Below are 17,918 nucleotides of genomic sequence, written 5' to 3'. Positions count from 1 at the left end.
GAGTGCATCCACGACCCGGTGTACCCGCCGACGTCCCGGACGGTGTCCCCGCGGTGGCCCTCGTCGACCTGGGGGCGGTCGCGCGCAACGTCGGGGCCGTCCGCTCCGCCGTCGGCCCGGCCGAGGTGATGGCCGTCGTGAAGGCCGACGCCTACGGCCACGGCCTGGTCCCCGTCGCGCGGGCGGCGCTGGCGGGCGGGGCGACCTGGCTCGGGGTCGCGCACGTCCACGAGGCGCTCGCGCTGCGCGCCGCCGGGGTCGAGGCGGACGTGCTGGCCTGGATCCTCACCCCCGGCACCGACCTGGTGCCCGCCGTGCGGGCCGGGGTCGACCTGTCCGTCGCGGCGGTCTGGGCGGTCCAGGCCGTCGTGGCGGCCGCCCGCGCCGCCGGCCGCCGCGCCGACGTGCACCTGGAGGTCGACACCGGGATGTCGCGCGGCGGGGCGTCCCCGGCGGAGTGGCCCGCGCTGCTGGACGTCGTCGCGCGGCACGTCGCGGCCGGGGACCTGCGGGTGCGCGGCACGTGGGCGCACTTCGCCAGCGCCGACGTGCCCGGCGACCCCTCCGTCCCGGCGCAGCTGGCCGCGTTCGAGGCCGCGCTGGCGACCGCCCGCGACCACGGGGTCGACCCGGGCCTGCGGCACCACGCGAACTCCGCGGCGGCGTTCTTCGTCCCCGCCGCCCGCTACGACCTCGTCCGCGCCGGGCTCGCCGTCTACGGCCTCAGCCCCGCCCCCGACCGGGCCACGGGCGCCGAGCTGGGGCTGGAACCGGCCATGACGCTGCTGGCCCGGCTCGCGCACGTGCGCCGCGTCCCCGCCGGGGCGGGCGTGTCCTACGGCCTGACGTACACCGTCCCGGCCGCCACGACCCTCGGCCTGGTCCCCGTCGGCTACGGCGACGGGGTGCCCCGGCACGCGTCCTGGGACGGCGAGCGCTCCGGCGAGGTGCTCGTGGGTGGCGCCCGGCGGCGCATCGCGGGCCGCGTCTGCATGGACCAGGTGGTCGTCGACCTCGGCGACGACGCCGCCGAGCCCGGCGACGTCGCGGTGGTCTTCGGGCCCGGCCGGCACGGGGAGGCCACGGCCGACGACTGGGCCGCCGCCGCCGGGACGATCTCGTGGGAGGTCGTCACCCGCATCGGGGCCCGGGTCCCGCGCAGCTACCGGGAGACCGCCGCACCCGCGGGCACGTCCGTGCCCGAGCGGGCGGGGGTGTGCGCGTGAGGCCGTCGCTGCGGGCGCGCCGGCACGTCCCCGGCGCCCGGCGCGAGGAGCTGCACCCGCTGACCGGCGAGCCCGTCGAGGTCGTCACCGACGACGGCGCCCGGCTGCACGTCGACGTGGACCCGGTCGGCCACGCCCACGGCTCCGGCGGCCCGACGGTCGTGCTCTGCCACGGGTACGCCCTGTCCAGCGACTGCTGGCACTTCCAGCGGCTCGCGCTGCGCGGCCGGTACCGGCTCGTCCTGCCCGACCAGCGCGGCCACGGCCGCTCCGGGCGCGGCCCCGCCGGGCCGGTGAGCGTGGCCCGGCTCGCCGACGACCTCGGCCAGGTCCTCGACGCCGTCGCCCCCACCGGCCCGGTGGTCCTGGTGGGGCACTCCTTGGGCGGCATGACCGTCATGGAGCTCGCCGCCCGCCGCCCGGACCTGCTGCCCCGGGTGTCGGCCGTCGCCCTGCTGGCCACCAGCGCGGGCGGGATGGCCGCCGTCGACCACGGCCTGCCGCTGCTGGGGCACCACCTCGTCCGCTGGGCCGAGCTGGCCCTCGAACGCGCCGAGCACCGCTACGACGTCCTCGAGCGCAGCCGGCGCGCGGGCGCGGACCTGGAGCAGCTCCTGGTGCGGCACTGGAACTTCGCCGGCCCCGTCGGACCGGAGCTGCTGCGGCTGTCGGCGCGGATGATGGCGCAGACCCCCGTCGACGTCATCGCCGACCTGCTGCCCGCGTTCAGCACCCTCGACGAGCGCGAGGCGCTCGCCGGGCTGGCGGGCCGGCCCGTCCTGGTGCTGGCCGCCGAGCGCGACCTCATGACCCCCGCCGCGCACAGCCTCGAGATCGCCGAGGCGATCCCCGGCGCCGAGCACGTCCTGGTGCGCGGAGCCGGCCACCTGCTGATGCTGGAGCACCCCTCGGTCGTGACCGCGCGGCTGGAGCGACTGCTGTCGCGCCGGGCCCCGGTGGCCGCGACCGTGCAGGAGGTCGTCGTCCCGCTGGCGCGGCGCACCCGAGGACGGGGGACCCGGTGACCGAGCTGGAGCTGCGCACGCCCGAGGAGACGGCCGCGTTCGGGCGCCGCGTCGGCGCGCTGCTGCGGGCCGGGGACCTCCTCGTCCTCGCCGGTGACCTCGGCGCGGGCAAGACGACGTTCACCCGGGGCCTGGCCGAGGGCCTGGGCGTGCGCGGGCCCGTCACCTCGCCCACGTTCGTCATCGCCCGCGAGCACCCCTCCCTGGTGGGCGGGCCACCGCTCGTGCACGTGGACGCCTACCGGCTCGGGTCGCTGGCCGAGGTCGACGACCTGGACCTGGACACCTCGGCCGACGAGGCCGTCACGGTGGTCGAGTGGGGCCGCGGCCTGGTCGAGGACCTCGCTGGGGACCGCCTGGAGATCGAGCTGCTGCGCCCGCACGGCGCCGTCGACGTCGAGGGGGACGCCCCCGTGGAGCCCCGGCGCGCGCGGCTGCGGGGCCTGGGGGCCCGCTGGGCCGGGGTGGAACTCGGGTGAACCTCGCGCAGCGCTCGCCCGACGAGCGGGTGCGGGGGTTCTCCCGCCGCCACCGCGACCGCCCCCGCGCCGCGGTCCTGGTCCTGCACGGCTTCACCGCGACCCCGCTGTCGGTGGCCGAGTGGGCCGAGGAGTTCCACGCGGCCGGGTTCGACGTCGAGGTGCCGCTGCTGCCCGGGCACGGCACCACCGTGGCCGACTGCAACCGCAGCACCTGGGCCGACTGGGTGGCCGCGGCCGGGGCGGCGCTGGCCCGGCTGGACCACGAGGTGGTGCTCGTCGCGGGGATCTCGATGGGCGGGGCCCTGGCGCTGCGGCTGGCGCAGCTGCACCCCGACCGCGTCCACGGCCTCGTGCTGGCCAACCCCGCCGTCGCGCTCGACCCGTGGCGGGCCGGGGCGGTGTGGGCGCTGGGCCGGCTGCTGCCGGGGTGGCCGGCGATCGCGGGGGACCTGTCCGACCCCACCGCCTCGGTGCTGGCCTACGACCGGACGCCGCTGCGGGCGCTGGCGTCCCAGACCGCCGGCTGGCGGGACGTGCGGCGCGACCTGCCGCTGGTGCGCCAGCCCCTGCTGCTGCTGCGCTCGCGCGTCGACCACGTCGTGCCCCCGCTGTCCGCCCGGGTCGTGCTGGCCGGGGTCTCCTCGACGGAGGTGTCGGAAGTGGTGTACGCCAACAGCTTCCACGAACTGACCAGCGACCGGGACGCACCCGCGGTGTTCGCCGCGTCCGTCCGCTTCGCCCGCCGCGCCGCCCACCCGAGGACCTGACGGCGGCCTTCGCGCGCGTACGATCCTCCGGTGCTGCTCCTCGCCCTCGACACCGCGACCGACGGGGTGGCGGTCGCCCTCCACGACGGTGAGCGGGTCCTGCGGTCCACCCGCGCCGGGACGGCCCGCAGCCACAACGAGGTCCTCGTCCCGACGATCGCCGCGGTGCTGGCCGACGCCGGCCGCGAGCGCACCGACGTCACCGACGTCGCCGTGGGCGTCGGCCCGGGCCCGTACACGGGCCTGCGGGTCGGCATCGTCACCGCCCGCTCGCTGGCGCTGGCGTGGGGCGCGCGCGTCCACGGCGTCTGCTCCCTCGACGCGCTCGCGGCCCAGGCCGCCGCCGGTGGGCTGGACGGGGAGTTCCTCGTCGCCACCGACGCCCGCCGCCGGGAGGTCCACACCGCCCGCTACCGCGCGGGCGCCGAGGGGGTGCGGCGGACCGCGGGTCCGGACGTCGGGGCACCGGCCGAGGTCCGCGTGGACGTGCCGGTCGTCGGCTCGGGCACCCGGCTGTACCCCGACGTCCTCGGCGCCGAGCGCGGGCCCCTGGTCGTGGACGGCGGCGCGCTGGCGCAGCTGGTCGTGGACGCGCTCGCCGGCCGCGGCGGGCTGGAGCTGGTGCCGCCGGAGCCGCTGTACCTGCGGCGCCCGGACGCCACCGAGCCGGGGGCGCGCAAGCGCGTCACGGCGTAGCGCGGCCCGTACCCTCGCGCGGGTGGAGCTGCGGGAGATGCGCTGGTGGGACCTGACCGACGTGCACGCCCTGGAGGCCGACCTGTTCGGCGGCACCGCGTGGTCGCCGGAGTCGTTCTGGGGTGAGCTGGCCCGGCCCAACCGGCGCTTCCTGGTGGCCGTGGAGGACGGGCGGGTCGTCGGGTACGGCGGGGTCGCGGTCAACGGCGCCGAGGCCGACGTGCAGACCATCGGCGTCGCCCGCGACCGGCAGGGCCGCGGCACGGGGCGGGAGCTGCTGCGGGCCCTGCGGGCGCAGGCCGCCGGGGCCGGGGCCAGGCACCTGCTGCTGGAGGTCCGCGCCGACAACGAGCCCGCGCAGCACCTGTACCGCAGCGAGGGGTTCGAGCAGATCGCCCGGCGCGCGCGCTACTACCAGCCCGACGACGTCGACGCGCTGGTGCTGCGGGCGCGCCTCAGCTGACGGGCTCGACGAGCAGGACGCTCTGCCTGCCCCGCAGGCGGGTCAGCACGATCGTCGCGGGCCGTGAGCCCTTCAGCGCGAGCTGCCTGCGCAGCTGGTCGGGGTCGACGGCCGTCCCGCGCTTCTTGACCGTCAGCGGCCCGACGTCCAGGGCCCGCAGCCGCGCCCGCAGCGTCTTCAGCCCGAACGGCATCACCTCCAGCACCCGGAACGAGCGGGCGAACCCCGACGTCGCCGCGTCGTCCGTCGTCACGTAGGCGATGGTCTCGTCGACCAGCCGGCCCCCGAGGTCGTGCGCGACGCGGCCCACGAGCCCGGCGCGGATGACGGCCCCGTCCGGTTCGTGCAGGTACTGCCCGACGTCCCCGACGTCCGCCACGGGCAGGTCGCGGTCGTCCAGCTCCAGGGCGGTGGCCCCGCGGACCACCCGGGCGCTGCGCCCGACGCCGGGGCGGGCCAGCGGTCCGCACCACAGCGCGCACTCGACGACCTCGCCGTCCACGGACGTCCACCGCGCCTCGGCGCCGGGCGGCACGAGGTCGTGCGGCAGGCCGGGGGCGAGCTTGGCGCCGGTGGCCGGGACGCGCGCGGCGGTGGCCAGCACGAACGACAGGGGCGGGGAGGTGGCCTCGGGGTCGAACAGGCGCCGTCCGCCGGAGGTGCGCCGCGCCGGGTCGAACCAGGCCCCGTCGGTCGCGGTCAGCTCCTGCACGACGCCGGCCGTCACGTCCTCGCAGCGGACCGGCACCCCGAGGTTGTGGGTGGCGACGGCCGCGGTGACCGGGTCGGCGTCGACGGGCAGGACGTCCAGGCCCGCGTCGAGGAAGGCCAGGGAGTCCGCCCCGACCCCGCAGCCGAGGTCGGCGACGCGGGTCACGCCCGCGGCGGCGAACCGTCGGGCGTGCTCGGCGGCGACGACGGCGCGGGTCGCCTGCTCGGCGCCGGCGGCGGTGAGCAGCAGCTCGTGGGCGCGCGGGCCGAACTTCGCGGCGGCCCTCTCCCGCAGCCGCACCTGGGTGGTGGCCAGGGCGGCGAGCGCGGGGTCGTGCCCGGCGCGGCGCAGCCGGGTGGCGAGGGCGACGGGGTCCTCGCCGGCGGTCCCGGCCAGCTCGGCGAGCAGGGACCGGCCGGCGGGGGACTGCAGGGCCTGGACGTCCGCGGTGTTCACCCGGTGGATGCTGCCAGGACCGACCCGGACCTGGCACTCGCCGGTCGTGAGTGCTAACGTCACGCGCAGCGTCGGTGGCACTCCTCACGGGGGAGTGCCAACGGGGCAGCGGCCGAACGGCACCCGCGACGACGTGCGTCCGCTCCCCACCCCACCGACCGTCCCGTACGCCACGTTCGCTGAAGCAGAAGGGGAGGGCCGCACCAGTGTCGGTCTCCATCACTCCGCTCGAGGACCGCATCGTCGTCAAGCCGCTCGACGCGGAGCAGACGACCGCTTCCGGTCTCGTCATCCCGGACACCGCCAAGGAGAAGCCCCAGGAGGGCGAGGTCCTGGCCGTCGGTCCGGGCCGCGTGGACGACAACGGCAACCGCGTGCCGGTCGACGTCGCCGTCGGCGACAAGGTCATCTACTCCAAGTACGGCGGCACCGAGGTGAAGTACGGCGGCGACGAGCTGCTGATCCTCTCGGCGCGCGACGTCCTCGCCAAGGTCGCCAAGTAAGCGGCACGAGGTCCTGACGCCCCGGGCGCCCGAACACCGGGTGCCCGGGGCGTCCCTCGTTCTGCCCGAGCTCCGGAAGGAAGAACACATGGCCAAGCAGCTCTCGTTCGACGACAGCGCCCGCAAGTCCCTCGAGCGCGGTGTCGACGCCCTCGCCAACGCCGTCAAGGTGACCCTCGGCCCCAAGGGCCGCAACGTCGTCATCGACAAGAAGTGGGGGGCGCCGACGATCACGAACGACGGCGTCACCATCGCCCGCGAGGTCGAGCTCGAGGACCCGTACGAGAACCTCGGCGCGCAGCTCGCGAAGGAGGTCGCCACCAAGACGAACGACGTCGCCGGTGACGGCACCACCACCGCGACCGTGCTGGCCCAGGCCCTCGTCAAGGAGGGTCTGCGCAACGTCGCGGCCGGCGCGGCCCCCTCCGGCCTCAAGCGCGGCATCGACGCGGCCGTCGAGGCCGTCAACGACAAGCTCCTGTCGCTGGCCCGCGACGTCGACGGCAAGGGCGACATCGCCCACGTCGCGACGATCTCGGCCCAGGACTCCACCGTCGGCGAGCTGCTCGCCGACGCGTTCGACAAGGTCGGCAAGGACGGCGTCATCACGGTCGAGGAGTCCTCCACGACCGCCCTCGAGCTGGACTTCACCGAGGGGATGCAGTTCGACAAGGGCTACATCTCGCCGTACTTCGTGACCGACGCCGAGCGTCAGGAAGCGGTCCTCGAGGACGCGTACGTCCTGGTCCACCAGGGCAAGATCTCCACCGTCCAGGACCTGCTGCCGCTGCTGGAGAAGGTCCTCAAGGCCGCCAAGCCGCTGCTGATCATCGCCGAGGACGTCGACGGCGAGGCGCTGTCGACCCTGGTCGTCAACAAGATCCGCGGCACCTTCAACGCCGTCGCGGTGAAGGCCCCCGGCTTCGGGGACCGCCGCAAGGCGATCCTGCAGGACATCGCCACCCTCACCGGCGCGCAGGTCGTCGCCGAGGAGGTCGGCCTCAAGCTCGACCAGATCGACCTCGACGCGCTGGGCACCGCCCGCCGCATCACGGTCACCAAGGACGACACCACGATCGTCGACGGCGCCGGCTCGGCCGACGACATCGCCGGCCGCGTCGCCCAGATCAAGGCCGAGGTCGAGCGCACCGACTCCGACTGGGACCGCGAGAAGCTCCAGGAGCGCCTCGCGAAGCTGTCCGGTGGCGTCGTCGTCATCAAGGTCGGCGCGCACACCGAGGTCGAGCTCAAGGAGAAGAAGCACCGCATCGAGGACGCCGTCTCCGCGACGCGCGCCGCGATCGAGGAGGGCATCGTCGCCGGCGGCGGCTCGGCCCTGGTGCACGCCGTCTCCGTGCTCGAGGGCGACCTCGGCAAGACCGGCGACGAGGCGACCGGTGTCGCCCTGGTCCGCAAGGCGGCCTCCGAGCCGCTGCGCTGGATCGCCGAGAACGCGGGCCTCGAGGGCTACGTCGTGGTCGAGAAGGTCCGCGCCCTGGAGCCGGGCAACGGCCTGAACGCCGCGACCGGCGAGTACGTCGACCTGCTGGCCGGCGGGGTCCTCGACCCGGTCAAGGTCACCCGCTCCGCGCTGCGCAACGCCGCGTCGATCGCGTCGATGGTCCTGACCACCGACACCCTCGTCGTGGACAAGAAGGAGGAGGAGCCCGCCGCCGCGGGCCACGGTCACGGCCACGGCCACTGACCTCCTCCGCTGCACGACGAAGGGCCCGGTCCCCCGAGGGGGGCCGGGCCCTTCGTCGTCCGCACGCCGCACCACACCGCGCACGGGGTGGGGCGGGGGTCAGCTGGCGACGCGCATCCCGCGCCGGCGTTCGGTGGCGTAGATCGCCTCGCGGTCGTCCTCGGTCATGCCGCCCCACACGCCGTAGGGCTCGCGGACCTTCAGGGCGTGCCGGCGGCACTGCTCGAGCACGGGGCAGGCGCCGCAGATGGCCTGGGCGGCGGCGTCGCGGTTGCGGCGGGCGGGCCCGCGCTCACCCTCGGGGTGGAAGAAGAGGTTCGGGTCGGCCTGGCGGCAGGACCCTTCGAGCTGCCACTCCCAGACGTCGGCGACGGGTCCGGGGAGGCGGGAGATCTCGGCCATGGTGCGCTCCTGTGGGGGGAGGGGATCTTGCTGACTGCCCTGAAGCTACAACCGCGCCAGAAGTTGTTCAAGCCCCCTGGGGAAACTTGTTCACGATCTCCGGCGACCTCCCTCGCCCGGATCCCGGCGCACCGCACCCCCGGTTGAACCGCAGGTGAACAGCGCGCGGAGCGGTCGCAGAGCCCGGAGCGCCCCGATCCGGCCCCCGGGCGACGCGGTCCTGAACAACGGTGAACAACTCGGACGCGCTGGGCGAGTGGCGATCCCGGCAGGCGCTTGCCAGACTCGCCCCATGTCCACCGCCGCCGACCCCACCGCCGGGGGACCCGACGCGCCGGGCGCGCCCACGCCGCCCGCCCCGCGCATGACCCTCACGGTGGCCGCCGTCGCCCGCCGCCTCGGCGTCGCCCCGGCGACGTTGCGGACCTGGGACCGGCGCTACGGGCTCGGGCCCTCCGAGCACACCGCCGGTGCGCACCGGCGCTACTCCTCGGCCGACCTGGCCCGGCTGGTGGTCATGCGCCGGCTCACCCTCGAGGGCGTCGCCCCCGCCGAGGCGGCCCGCCTGGCCGCCACCACCGCCGTCGCCGACGGCGGGTTCGCCCTGGCCAGCGTCTCGACCATCCCCGCGGCCGTCATCGAGGCCGCCGTCACCGACGCCGCCGCCATCGCCGGGCCCGGCTCGGGGCTGCTGAACCCCACCGCGCCCGGCGGAGGGCTGCCCGCCGACGAGCCGCGCGCCGGGGAGCCGGCGGAGCCGGTGGAGCCGGCGGAGGGGACCCGGCCCGAGACCGCCGGACCCGACGAGTCCGAGGACACCGAGAGCCGTCCCGCCCGCCGCACCCACCGGCGCGAGGACCCCGTGGACGAGGCCGCCGAGTGGGCCGTCACCAGCCTCGCGGACCGCTTCGCCGTCGAGATCCGCACCCGCGGGGTCGCCCGCGCCTGGGACGACGTCCTCGGGCCGGCCTCGGCCGCCCGCGACGCCGCCATGCACGCCGCCGTCGCGCGGGCGCTGTCGGCGCTGCCGACGGCGAACGGCGAGCGGTCGGTCCTGCTCGCCGGGACCGGCACGGTCGACGACCGCGACCGCACACCCGTCCTGCTCGCCGCCGCCGCCGCGCTGGCCGAGACCGGCACCGGCACCCGCAGCGTCGGCGACGGCGTCCCGCCGCGGATGCTCGCCGCCGCCGTGCGCCGGGTGCGGCCGCCGGCCCTGCTGCTGGTCGCCGAGCGCGACGGCGCCCCGGGAGCCGGGGGAGGGGACGCGCTCGCCGACCTCGACGACGTCCTGCGGGTGCGGCCCGCACCGCTGGTCGTCCTGCTCGGCGCCGCGTGGCCCCCGCACGCCGCGGCCGGGCGGCCCGACGTCGTCGTCGCGTCCACCCTGGAGGCGGCCGTCGCGGCGTGCGCCGCCGCCGTCTCCGCCTGAGGACGTCTTCTAGACGCCCCCTCTAGCACGCCGGAGGGCCATCGCGCCAGCGACCTGACGAACATCCCGCTCAGGTCGGGTCCGGTGCGTGCCGACAACTCCCTACGTGGCGCACCCGACGTGCGACTCAGCTGGGCCACGGACGGCCCCGCTCCACCCACACAGGGAAGAGGTTTGTGGTGGCAACGGTTCTGGTCTGCGATGACCTTCCGCTGGCCCGCGAAGCCATGCGCCGCATGGTGGCTGCTGTCCCGGGCGTCACCCGCGTCGTGGGTGCGAGCTCGGGCGAGGAGGCTCTCCAGAGGTGGCCCGTCGAACGGCCCTCGCTGGTGATCATGGATGTCCGGATGCCGGGCATCGGTGGCGTGGAGGCGGCCCGACGGCTGCTCGCCCGTCACCCGGAGGCGAACGTCCTCATGGCCACGATGGCCGAGGACGGCGACGGTGTGGCCCGCGCGGTCGCGGCCGGCGCTCGCGGTTACCTCGTCAAGGACGTCTCGCGGGAGGAGCTCGCCACGGCGGTGCTCCAGGCGCTGCAGGACGTCAGCCGCCGTCGTGGCGGCAACCGCACGCGTGCGGTGCTCACGGGCCGCGCGCCCGTGCTCACCGAGCGCGAGCAGCAGGTGCTCGTGGGCATGAGCCGCGGGCGCAGCAACGCGGAGATCGGCCGGGAGCTGTTCCTGTCCGAGGACACGGTCAAGACGCACGCGCGTCGGCTGTTCCGCAAGCTCGAGGCCGCCGACCGCGCTCAGGCGGTGGCTGTGGGATTCCGCTGGGGTCTCGTACGGTAGACGGGTGAGCCCCGGGGGCGACGAGCCGGTCGACGCGAGGACCGTCGGCCGGCCCGACGCGGACAGCAGACGCGCCGACGCCGCGTCCGCCGTCGCGCCCGACGTCCCCCGGGTCGAGTTCACCCCCGGCCCGCAGGACGTCGAGGTCGTCGTGACCGGCTCCGCCGCGCTCCCCGAGGACCTGCCCGAACACCTGCCCGACGACCGGCCCGGCACGGTGCCCGGGGACCAGCACGACGGCGAGCCCGAGGAGGACCCCCTGCGGACCGGTGCGGGCGGAGGTGTAACACCGGGCGCCCCGGTGCCGATGAACAGCACGGATGCCGGGGGGCTCCAGGAACTGGCGGCACGCGCCCTGACGGGGGAGCAGGGGGCCGTCGCCGACCTCCTGGCAGCGGTGCGCCGCCTCGTCCACCGTTACTGCCGGGCCAAGCTCGGGCGCCTGCCCGGAGCTGATCACGCCGCAGAGGATGCGGCACAGGAGGTCTGCATCGCCGTGCTGACGGCCCTGCCTCGCTACAAGGACACCGGGCGCCCGTTCGAGGCGTTCGTGTACCGCATCGCGGCCAACAAGGTCGCCGACGCCCAGCGTGCCTCCTACCGCGCACCCGTCCCGACGGACGACGTCCCCGACGCCGCCACCGCCGAACCCGGTCCCGAGCAGCTCGCGCTCGACGCCTTCGACGCCGAGACCGTGGGCCGCCTGCTCGACACCCTGCCGCCCAAGCTGCGCGAGATCATCACGCTGCGGGTGGGGGCGGGGATGTCCGCCGAGGAGACCGGCCGCGCCCTGGACATGACCGCCGGGGCCGTCCGCGTCGCCCAGCACCGCGCCATGCAGAAGCTGCGCAAGACCGCCCTGGCCGACACCTCCCTGCAGGTGGCCCCGTGAGCACCGGCGACGACGGCTCGCGCGGCGGACGCCGCCGCGGCCACCTGCGCGGCGTCCGCGGCGACGCCACCAGCACCACCACCGAGACGACGATCGACCAGGCGGGAGGGGACGACGTGGACGACAACTCCTTCTCCGTGCCCGACCTGCTGGCCACCGACGCCCTGCTGGACCGCCTGGGCCGGCACGAGGCGACCACCGGCGACCTGTCCGACGCCGTCGCCCGGCTGCTGGACTCCTACGCCCTGCACGCCGACCCCGAGACCGCCGGCGTGCGGCCCGTCGAGCTGCCCGACCTGGACGTCGCCGACCCCGCGCCCCAGCACGTCCCGGCCCCGCGGGTCCTGCTGGCCCGGCGCCGCACCCTGCAGCGGCTGGGTCGCGGGACGGTCGCGGCCGCCGCGGTCCTGACGCTGCTCGGCGGGACGGCCGCCGCGGCCGCCACCGGGGTGGGCCCGCTCGGCGACCGCGACGGCCGGGTCGCCGCCTCCTTCGCCTCCCAGCTGCCCGGCTGGTTCCCCGACACCGTCTTCGAGGCCTTCGCCGGCACGCCCGCCGAGCGCGTCCAGCGCGAGCTGAGCCAGGTCCAGGCCCTCGCCCAGGCCGGGGACGACGAGTCCGCCTCGGCGCGGCTGAAGAACCTGCGCCGCCAGCTCGACGGCGCCGACGTCGACGCCGTGGTCGTGCAGCAGGTCGACGAGGCGCTCGCCGTCCTCGAGGCCGAGGGCGACCTGACCGGCGTCGCGCTCGACGCGCCCACCGGGTCCCCGACGGTCTCGCCGACCGGCTCGCCCACCGGCACCACCCTCGCCGATGTGGCGGTGGTCGCCACGCCGACGCCCACGCCCTCGTGGGCGCCCACGCGGCAGACCGAGCGCCCGACGTCGACCCCCAGCCCCTCCGGCACCGGGTCCACCGGGTCCACGGGGTCCACGGGGTCCACCGGCTCGACGGCACCCGCGACGCCGCCGCGGGGCACCGGCACGCCGCCGGCGGCCCCGGTCGTGCCCGTGCTGCCCGGCGGGTCCGACGACGCGCCCTCGGCCCCCTCGGCCCCCGTCGGCACCCCGCAGACCCCCGGGTCCGGGGCGACCGCGGGCACGCCCACGACCCCGGCGACGGACGTCCCCACCCAGGAGCCGACCGACGCGCCGACCGACGCGCCGACCCCGGCGCCCACCGACGTCCCGGCGCAGACCCCGGACGCCACACCCACCGACGCGGTCCCCAGCGCCGAGCCGACGACGGGCGAGACGCCCGCAGCGCCGCCGGCGGACCCGGGCGCGCCGGTGGACCCGGCACCGGGCACCGACGAGCTGCCCGTGGCCACCCCCACGCTGCCCGTCGTCGTCGAACCGTCCCCGAGCGCCGGGCTCGTCCCGGTGCCCGAGGGCGGCGCCCCGACCGGGTCCGGGTCCGCGGTCCCGGACGCGTCCGGAGCGGCCCCGGCCGGCTCGTAGACTCGTGGGGGTGAGCGCGCAGATCCCCGACGGACAAGCGTCCGAGAACGACCCCTTCGGCTTCGTGGGCCTGACCTACGACGACGTCCTGCTGCTGCCCGGTGAGTCCGACGTCATCCCCTCCGAGGTCGACACGTCGACCCGCGTGTCCAAGCGCGTCAGCCTGCGGATCCCGCTGCTGAGCTCGGCGATGGACACCGTCACCGAGTCCCGGATGGCCATCGCGATGGCCCGTCAGGGTGGTCTCGGTGTGCTGCACCGCAACCTGTCCGCCGAGGAGCAGGCCAACCAGGTCGACCTCGTCAAGCGGTCCGAGGCGGGCATGGTCACCCAGCCCGTCACCACCTCCCCCGACGCCACGCTCGCCGACGTCGACGCGCTGTGCGCGCGCTACCGGATCTCCGGGGCGCCCGTCGTCGACGCCGAGGGCCGGCTCGTCGGCATCGTCACCAACCGCGACCTGCGCTTCGAGAGCGACTTCTCCCGCCCCGTGCACGAGGTCATGACGAAGGCGCCGCTGGTCACCGCCCCCGTCGGCATCTCCGCCGACGACGCGGTGCAGCTGCTGCGCCAGCACAAGATCGAGAAGCTGCCGATCGTCGACGCCCAGGGCCGGCTCACCGGCCTGATCACGGTCAAGGACTACGAGAAGTCCGAGAAGTACCCGCTGGCCACCAAGGACGAGGACGGCCGGCTGCGGGTGGCCGCCGCGATCGGCATCTTCGAGGACGCCTGGAAGCGGGCCATGGGCCTGGTCGAGGCGGGCGTGGACGTGCTCGTCGTCGACATGGCGCACGGGCACTCCCAGGCCGTGCTGCAGATGATCTCCCGCCTCAAGGGCGACAGCGCGGCCGCGCACGTCGACGTCGTCGGCGGCAACGTCGCGACCCGCGCCGCGGCGCAGGCGCTCGTCGACGCCGGCGTGGACGGCATCAAGGTCGGGATCGGCCCGGGGTCGATCTGCACCACCCGCGTCGTCGCCGGCGTGGGCGTCCCGCAGGTCACCGCGATCCACGAGGCCTCCCGCGCCGCCAAGCCCGCCGGCGTCCCGGTCATCGGCGACGGCGGCCTGCAGTACTCCGGCGACATCGCCAAGGCCCTCGTGGCCGGCGCCGACACCGTGATGCTGGGGTCGCTGCTGGCCGGCTGCGACGAGAGCCCGGGCGACCTGGTCTTCATCAACGGCAAGCAGTTCAAGAGCTACCGCGGCATGGGGTCGCTGGGGGCCCAGCAGACCCGCCAGGGCGGGCGCTCGTTCTCCAAGGACCGCTACTTCCAGAACGACGTGGCCTCCGACGACCGCTTCGTGCCCGAGGGCGTCGAGGGCCAGGTGCCGTACCGCGGGCCGCTGGGCGCGGTCGCGCACCAGCTCGTCGGCGGGCTGCGCCAGTCGATGTTCTACGCCGGTGCGCGGTCGGTCCCCGAGCTGCAGGCCGTCGGCCGGTTCGTCCGCATCACCCCGGCGGGGCTGAAGGAGTCGCACCCGCACGACATCCAGATGACGGTCGAGGCGCCGAACTACAGCGGTCGCTGACCCCCGCCCGGCTCCCCGCCGCGGCCCGCGCGTGATCGGCGCGCGGGCCGCAGCAGGTAGCCTGAGGCCGTGTCTGACATCGAGATCGGCCGCGGCAAGCGGGGGCGACGCGCCTACAGCTTCGACGACATCGCCGTCGTCCCCAGCCGGCGCACCCGCGACCCCGAAGACGTCTCCACGACGTGGCAGATCGACGCCTACCACTTCGACATCCCCGTGATGAGCGCGCCGATGGACTCCGTCGCCTCGCCCGCCACGGCCGTCGCGCTCGGCCGGCTCGGCGGCCTCGGCGTCCTCGACCTCGAGGGCCTGTGGACCCGGTACGCCGACCCCGAGCCGCTGCTGGCCGAGATCGCCGCCCTCGACCCGGCCGTCGCGATCCCGCGCATGCAGGAGATGTACGCCGAGCCGATCAAGCCCGAGCTCATCACCAGCCGTCTCGCCGAGGTCCGCGCCGCCGGCGTCACCGTCGCCGGTGCGCTGTCCCCGCAGCGGACGCAGGAGTTCTGGAAGGTCGTCGTCGACGCCGGGGTCGACCTGTTCGTCATCCGCGGCACCACCGTCTCGGCCGAGCACGTCTCCGGCCGCAGCGAGCCGCTGAACCTCAAGCGCTTCATCTACGAGCTCGACGTGCCCGTCGTCGTCGGCGGCGCGGCCGGGTACACCGCGGCCCTGCACCTGATGCGCACCGGCGCGGCCGGCGTCCTCGTCGGGTTCGGCGGGGGAGCGGCCCACACCACGCGCACCGCGCTGGGCATCCACGCCCCGATGGCCTCGGCCGTCGCCGACGTCGCCGCCGCCCGGCGCGACTACATGGACGAGTCCGGCGGCCGGTACGTGCACGTCATCGCCGACGGCGGGGTCGGCACGTCCGGCGACATCGTCAAGGCCATCGCCTGCGGCGCCGACGCCGTCATGCTCGGCGCCGCCCTGGCCCGCGCCACCGAGGCCCCCGGCCGCGGCTGGCACTGGGGCCCGGAGGCCCACCACGCGGTGCTGCCGCGCGGTGAGCGCGTCCGCGTCGGCACCAGCGCGCCGCTGGAGGAGATCCTCAACGGCCCCGGCCGCGTCGCGGACGGAACCACCAACCTCATGGGCGCGTTGCGGCGGTCGATGGCCACCACCGGGTACTCCGACCTCAAGGAGTTCCAGCGCATCGAGGTCGTCGTGTCCCCGTACCAGCCCGCCTGAGGAGCTCCGTGACCCAGCAGGACCCCACCCCCTGGACGCCCGACGCGATCGGCCCGCAGGAGGGGCGCACGGTCCTGGTGACCGGCGCGAACTCCGGTCTGGGGTTCCACGTGGCGACGGAGTTCGCCCGCCGCGGGGCGGACGTCCTGCTGGCCTGCCGCAACCCCGAGCGGGGCCGGGCCGCGGTGGCCCGGCTGACCGCGGAGGTCCGCGACTCCGGGGTGGACCCCTCGGTCGAGCTGCTCGCCCTCGACGTCGCCGACCTCGCCAGCGTGCGCCGGGCGGCGTCGGAGGTCCTGCACCGCCGGTCCCGCGTCGACGTCCTGGTGAACAACGCCGGGGTCATGGTGCCGCCGTTCGGCCGCACGGTCGACGGGTTCGAGACGCAGGTCGGCACGAACCACCTGGGGCACTTCGCCTTCACCGGCCTGCTGCTGCCGGCGCTGCTGGCCGGCGGCGGGGCCCGCGTGGTGAGCGTCGCCAGCGTCGCGCACCGGTTCGGCCGGCTGAACCGCGACAACTACCAGTCCGAGCGCAGCTACCAGAAGTGGCTCGCGTACGGGCAGTCGAAGCTGTCGAACCTGCTGTTCGCCTTCGAGCTGCAGCGCCGCGCCGCGGCCGTCGGCGCCCCGATCGTCTCCACGGCCGCGCACCCGGGCCTGTCCGACACGAACCTGTGGAAGATGACGCCGCTGGGCGGCAACCGGGTCGGCGAGGCGTTCGCGCAGGTCCTCGGCCGCGCGGTGGGCCAGCCCGCCGCGCAGGGCGCGTGGCCGCTGCTGCGCGCGGCCACCGACCCCGACGTCGCCGGCGGGGAGTACTTCGGCCCCGGCGGCCGCCAGGAGTGGCGCGGGTTCCCCGTCGCCGTCCCGGCCAGCCCCGCCGCCTACGACACCGCCGACGCCGCGTGGCTGTGGGCGCGGTCGGCGGAGTGGACCGGCGTCGACTTCGCCGAGCTCACCGCCTGAGGCCGCGCACCGGGGCGACCGCGGCCGTCGCGGCCAGCAGCGCCCCGGCCGCCGCGACCACGGCGAAGCCCCACGCCGGGCCGTGGTGCTCGGCCAGCGCCCCGCCCGCGGACGCGCCCGTCGCGACCCCCAGGACGACGCCGGAGTTCAGCAGCGCCATGAGGAACGCGCCCCGGCCCGCCGGGGCCAGCCGCGCCGCGAGCGTGTTCACCGTCACCAGCGCCGGGCCGACGAACAGCCCCAGGAACAGCACCGCGACCGTCAGCGGGACCAGCCGGTCGGCGGCCAGCGCCATCGCGACCGCCCCGGCCAGCAGCCCCAGGCCGCACACCGCCCACCGCGCGCGCAGCGTGAACCGCGCCGGCAGCAGCACCAGGCACAGCGTCGTCACCGTCGACCCGATCGCCGACACCGCGTAGACCAGCGAGCCCAGCGAGGCCGACCCGACGGTCTCGGCCGCCGCCGTCACCCCCGTCTGGGTGGCGCCGAAGACCGTGCCCAGGCACAGCATCCCCAGCACCGGCACCGCGACCACCCACGGCACCCGGCCCGCGGCGCGGCGGTCGTCGTGCGGCAGCGGCGCGGTGTGCCGGTGGGTGCGGTGCAGCGCGAACGCCGAGACGAACACCGTCGTCAGCCCCGCCGACGTCAGCAGCGCCGCCGCCGGGCTGCCCAGCACCCCGACGGCCCCCACGAGCGCCGGGCCCAGGATGAACGTCGCCTCGTCGATCGTGCCCTCGGCCGCGAGCGCCGTCGTGACGTCGTGCGGGTCGCGGGCCATCCGCAGCCACCGGGCCCGGGAGAACCCGCCGACCGACGGCAGCGTGAACCCGACCCCGGCGGCCGCGGCCAGCACCACGGGCGTCCCGGCGGTGGCCAGCGCGGTGAACAGCCCGGCCAGCGCGAGCAGGTGCAGCAGCACGACGGTCAGCAGGACCGTCCGCTGGCCGCGCCGGTCGGCGAACCAGCCGACGACGGGGACTCCGACGGCCTCCCCGACGGCCGCGGCGGCGCTGGCGAGCCCGCCCACGGCGACGGACCCGCTCGCGGCGGTGACCAGGGCCAGCACGGCCAGGGGGACCATCGTGATGGGCAGCCGCCCCAGGGCGGTCAGCGGCAGGTAGGTGGGCCCGGCGAGCTGCGGCAGCCGCGCGTAGCGGGACAGCAGGGTCGGGGTGGTGGTGCTCACGGGTAGGCTCCAGCGTCGCGGGTG

18 protein-coding genes are annotated in these 17,918 nt (G+C 76.3%); 15 read left to right on the top strand and 3 right to left on the bottom strand.

All coding sequences use genetic code 11. From position 1 onward, the window contains the following. The first annotated feature begins 53 nt into the window (after positions 1-53). The 6 genes from alr to rimI are packed head-to-tail and all read left to right on the top strand — an operon-like array spanning position 54 to position 4,659. On the top strand, positions 54-1,226 hold the full coding sequence (gene alr, locus ACRYRX_RS01185; RefSeq protein ID WP_432509944.1) for an alanine racemase: 1,173 nt from the start codon (positions 54-56) through the stop codon (positions 1,224-1,226). Beyond that, positions 1,223-2,251, top strand: coding sequence for an alpha/beta fold hydrolase (locus tag ACRYRX_RS01180; RefSeq protein WP_432509943.1), 1,029 nt, complete (start codon positions 1,223-1,225; stop codon positions 2,249-2,251). The genes alr and ACRYRX_RS01180 overlap by 4 nt, the downstream gene beginning before the upstream one ends. Next, positions 2,248-2,730 (top strand): tRNA (adenosine(37)-N6)-threonylcarbamoyltransferase complex ATPase subunit type 1 TsaE, encoded by a 483-nt coding sequence (gene tsaE, locus ACRYRX_RS01175; protein ID WP_432509942.1) that lies wholly within the window; start codon positions 2,248-2,250, stop codon positions 2,728-2,730. The genes ACRYRX_RS01180 and tsaE overlap by 4 nt, the downstream gene beginning before the upstream one ends. Then, on the top strand, positions 2,727-3,500 hold the full coding sequence (locus tag ACRYRX_RS01170; protein WP_432509941.1) for an alpha/beta hydrolase: 774 nt from the start codon (positions 2,727-2,729) through the stop codon (positions 3,498-3,500). Before tsaE ends, ACRYRX_RS01170 begins: the two co-directional genes overlap by 4 nt. Before the next feature lie 30 nt (positions 3,501-3,530). Continuing rightward, positions 3,531-4,196, top strand: a complete 666-nt coding sequence (tsaB, locus tag ACRYRX_RS01165; RefSeq protein WP_432509940.1) for a tRNA (adenosine(37)-N6)-threonylcarbamoyltransferase complex dimerization subunit type 1 TsaB — start codon at positions 3,531-3,533, stop codon at positions 4,194-4,196. A 37-nt stretch (positions 4,197-4,233) separates the two neighbouring features. Continuing rightward, positions 4,234-4,659 (top strand): ribosomal protein S18-alanine N-acetyltransferase, encoded by a 426-nt coding sequence (rimI, locus tag ACRYRX_RS01160; protein ID WP_432509974.1) that lies wholly within the window; start codon positions 4,234-4,236, stop codon positions 4,657-4,659. Here rimI and ACRYRX_RS01155 read toward each other — a convergent pair. After that, positions 4,652-5,827 (bottom strand): class I SAM-dependent methyltransferase, encoded by a 1,176-nt coding sequence (locus ACRYRX_RS01155; RefSeq protein ID WP_432509939.1) that lies wholly within the window; start codon positions 5,825-5,827, stop codon positions 4,652-4,654. The two genes, rimI and ACRYRX_RS01155, sit on opposite strands and share 8 nt — an antisense overlap. 206 nt (positions 5,828-6,033) lie before the next feature. Here ACRYRX_RS01155 and groES point away from each other — a divergent pair, with 206 nt between their 5' ends. Together groES and groL are read left to right on the top strand one after the other, a co-directional pair. After that, entirely contained in the window at positions 6,034-6,330 is a 297-nt protein-coding gene (groES, locus tag ACRYRX_RS01150) for a co-chaperone GroES (protein ID WP_012084928.1), read from the top strand. Positions 6,331-6,418: 88 nt separating this feature from the next. Further along, the gene (gene groL, locus ACRYRX_RS01145) at positions 6,419-8,035 is read left to right on the top strand and encodes a chaperonin GroEL (RefSeq protein WP_432509938.1); all 1,617 of its coding nucleotides are present in this window, start codon (positions 6,419-6,421) and stop codon (positions 8,033-8,035) included. A gap of 99 nt (positions 8,036-8,134) precedes the next feature. On the opposite strand, the gene ACRYRX_RS01140 is transcribed toward groL, so the two are convergent. After that, positions 8,135-8,437, bottom strand: a complete 303-nt coding sequence (locus ACRYRX_RS01140) for a WhiB family transcriptional regulator (RefSeq protein WP_432509937.1) — start codon at positions 8,435-8,437, stop codon at positions 8,135-8,137. Positions 8,438-8,729: 292 nt separating this feature from the next. On the opposite strand from ACRYRX_RS01140, the gene ACRYRX_RS01135 reads away from it, so the two are divergent. From ACRYRX_RS01135 to ACRYRX_RS01105, 7 genes are all read left to right on the top strand, one after another. Continuing rightward, on the top strand, positions 8,730-9,869 hold the full coding sequence (locus tag ACRYRX_RS01135) for a MerR family transcriptional regulator (protein ID WP_432509936.1): 1,140 nt from the start codon (positions 8,730-8,732) through the stop codon (positions 9,867-9,869). A gap of 179 nt (positions 9,870-10,048) precedes the next feature. After that, the gene (locus ACRYRX_RS01130; protein WP_179750673.1) at positions 10,049-10,660 is read left to right on the top strand and encodes a response regulator transcription factor; all 612 of its coding nucleotides are present in this window, start codon (positions 10,049-10,051) and stop codon (positions 10,658-10,660) included. Between the two features lie 4 nt (positions 10,661-10,664). Continuing rightward, complete coding sequence (gene shbA, locus ACRYRX_RS01125; RefSeq protein WP_432509935.1) at positions 10,665-11,552, top strand: RNA polymerase sigma factor ShbA; 888 nt, start codon at positions 10,665-10,667, stop codon at positions 11,550-11,552. Next, positions 11,549-13,012 (top strand): hypothetical protein, encoded by a 1,464-nt coding sequence (locus ACRYRX_RS01120; protein ID WP_432509934.1) that lies wholly within the window; start codon positions 11,549-11,551, stop codon positions 13,010-13,012. The genes shbA and ACRYRX_RS01120 overlap by 4 nt, the downstream gene beginning before the upstream one ends. Before the next feature lie 10 nt (positions 13,013-13,022). Further along, positions 13,023-14,546 (top strand): IMP dehydrogenase, encoded by a 1,524-nt coding sequence (gene guaB, locus ACRYRX_RS01115; RefSeq protein ID WP_432509933.1) that lies wholly within the window; start codon positions 13,023-13,025, stop codon positions 14,544-14,546. A gap of 69 nt (positions 14,547-14,615) precedes the next feature. Beyond that, positions 14,616-15,737 carry a GuaB3 family IMP dehydrogenase-related protein gene (locus ACRYRX_RS01110; protein WP_432509932.1) on the top strand — a complete coding sequence of 374 codons (1,122 nt, stop codon included), beginning with the start codon at positions 14,616-14,618 and terminating at the stop codon, positions 15,735-15,737. An 8-nt stretch (positions 15,738-15,745) separates the two neighbouring features. Further along, positions 15,746-16,705, top strand: coding sequence for an oxidoreductase (locus ACRYRX_RS01105; protein ID WP_432509931.1), 960 nt, complete (start codon positions 15,746-15,748; stop codon positions 16,703-16,705). Here ACRYRX_RS01105 and ACRYRX_RS01100 read toward each other — a convergent pair. Then, on the bottom strand, positions 16,695-17,894 hold the full coding sequence (locus tag ACRYRX_RS01100; protein WP_432509930.1) for an MFS transporter: 1,200 nt from the start codon (positions 17,892-17,894) through the stop codon (positions 16,695-16,697). The genes ACRYRX_RS01105 and ACRYRX_RS01100 overlap by 11 nt on opposite strands. Positions 17,895-17,918 lie beyond the last annotated feature (24 nt).

This window comes from Kineococcus lubricus (assembly GCF_050871965.1).
Taxonomy (GTDB): domain Bacteria; phylum Actinomycetota; class Actinomycetes; order Actinomycetales; family Kineococcaceae; genus Kineococcus.
This window is presented reverse-complemented; position numbering and strand designations above follow the sequence as displayed.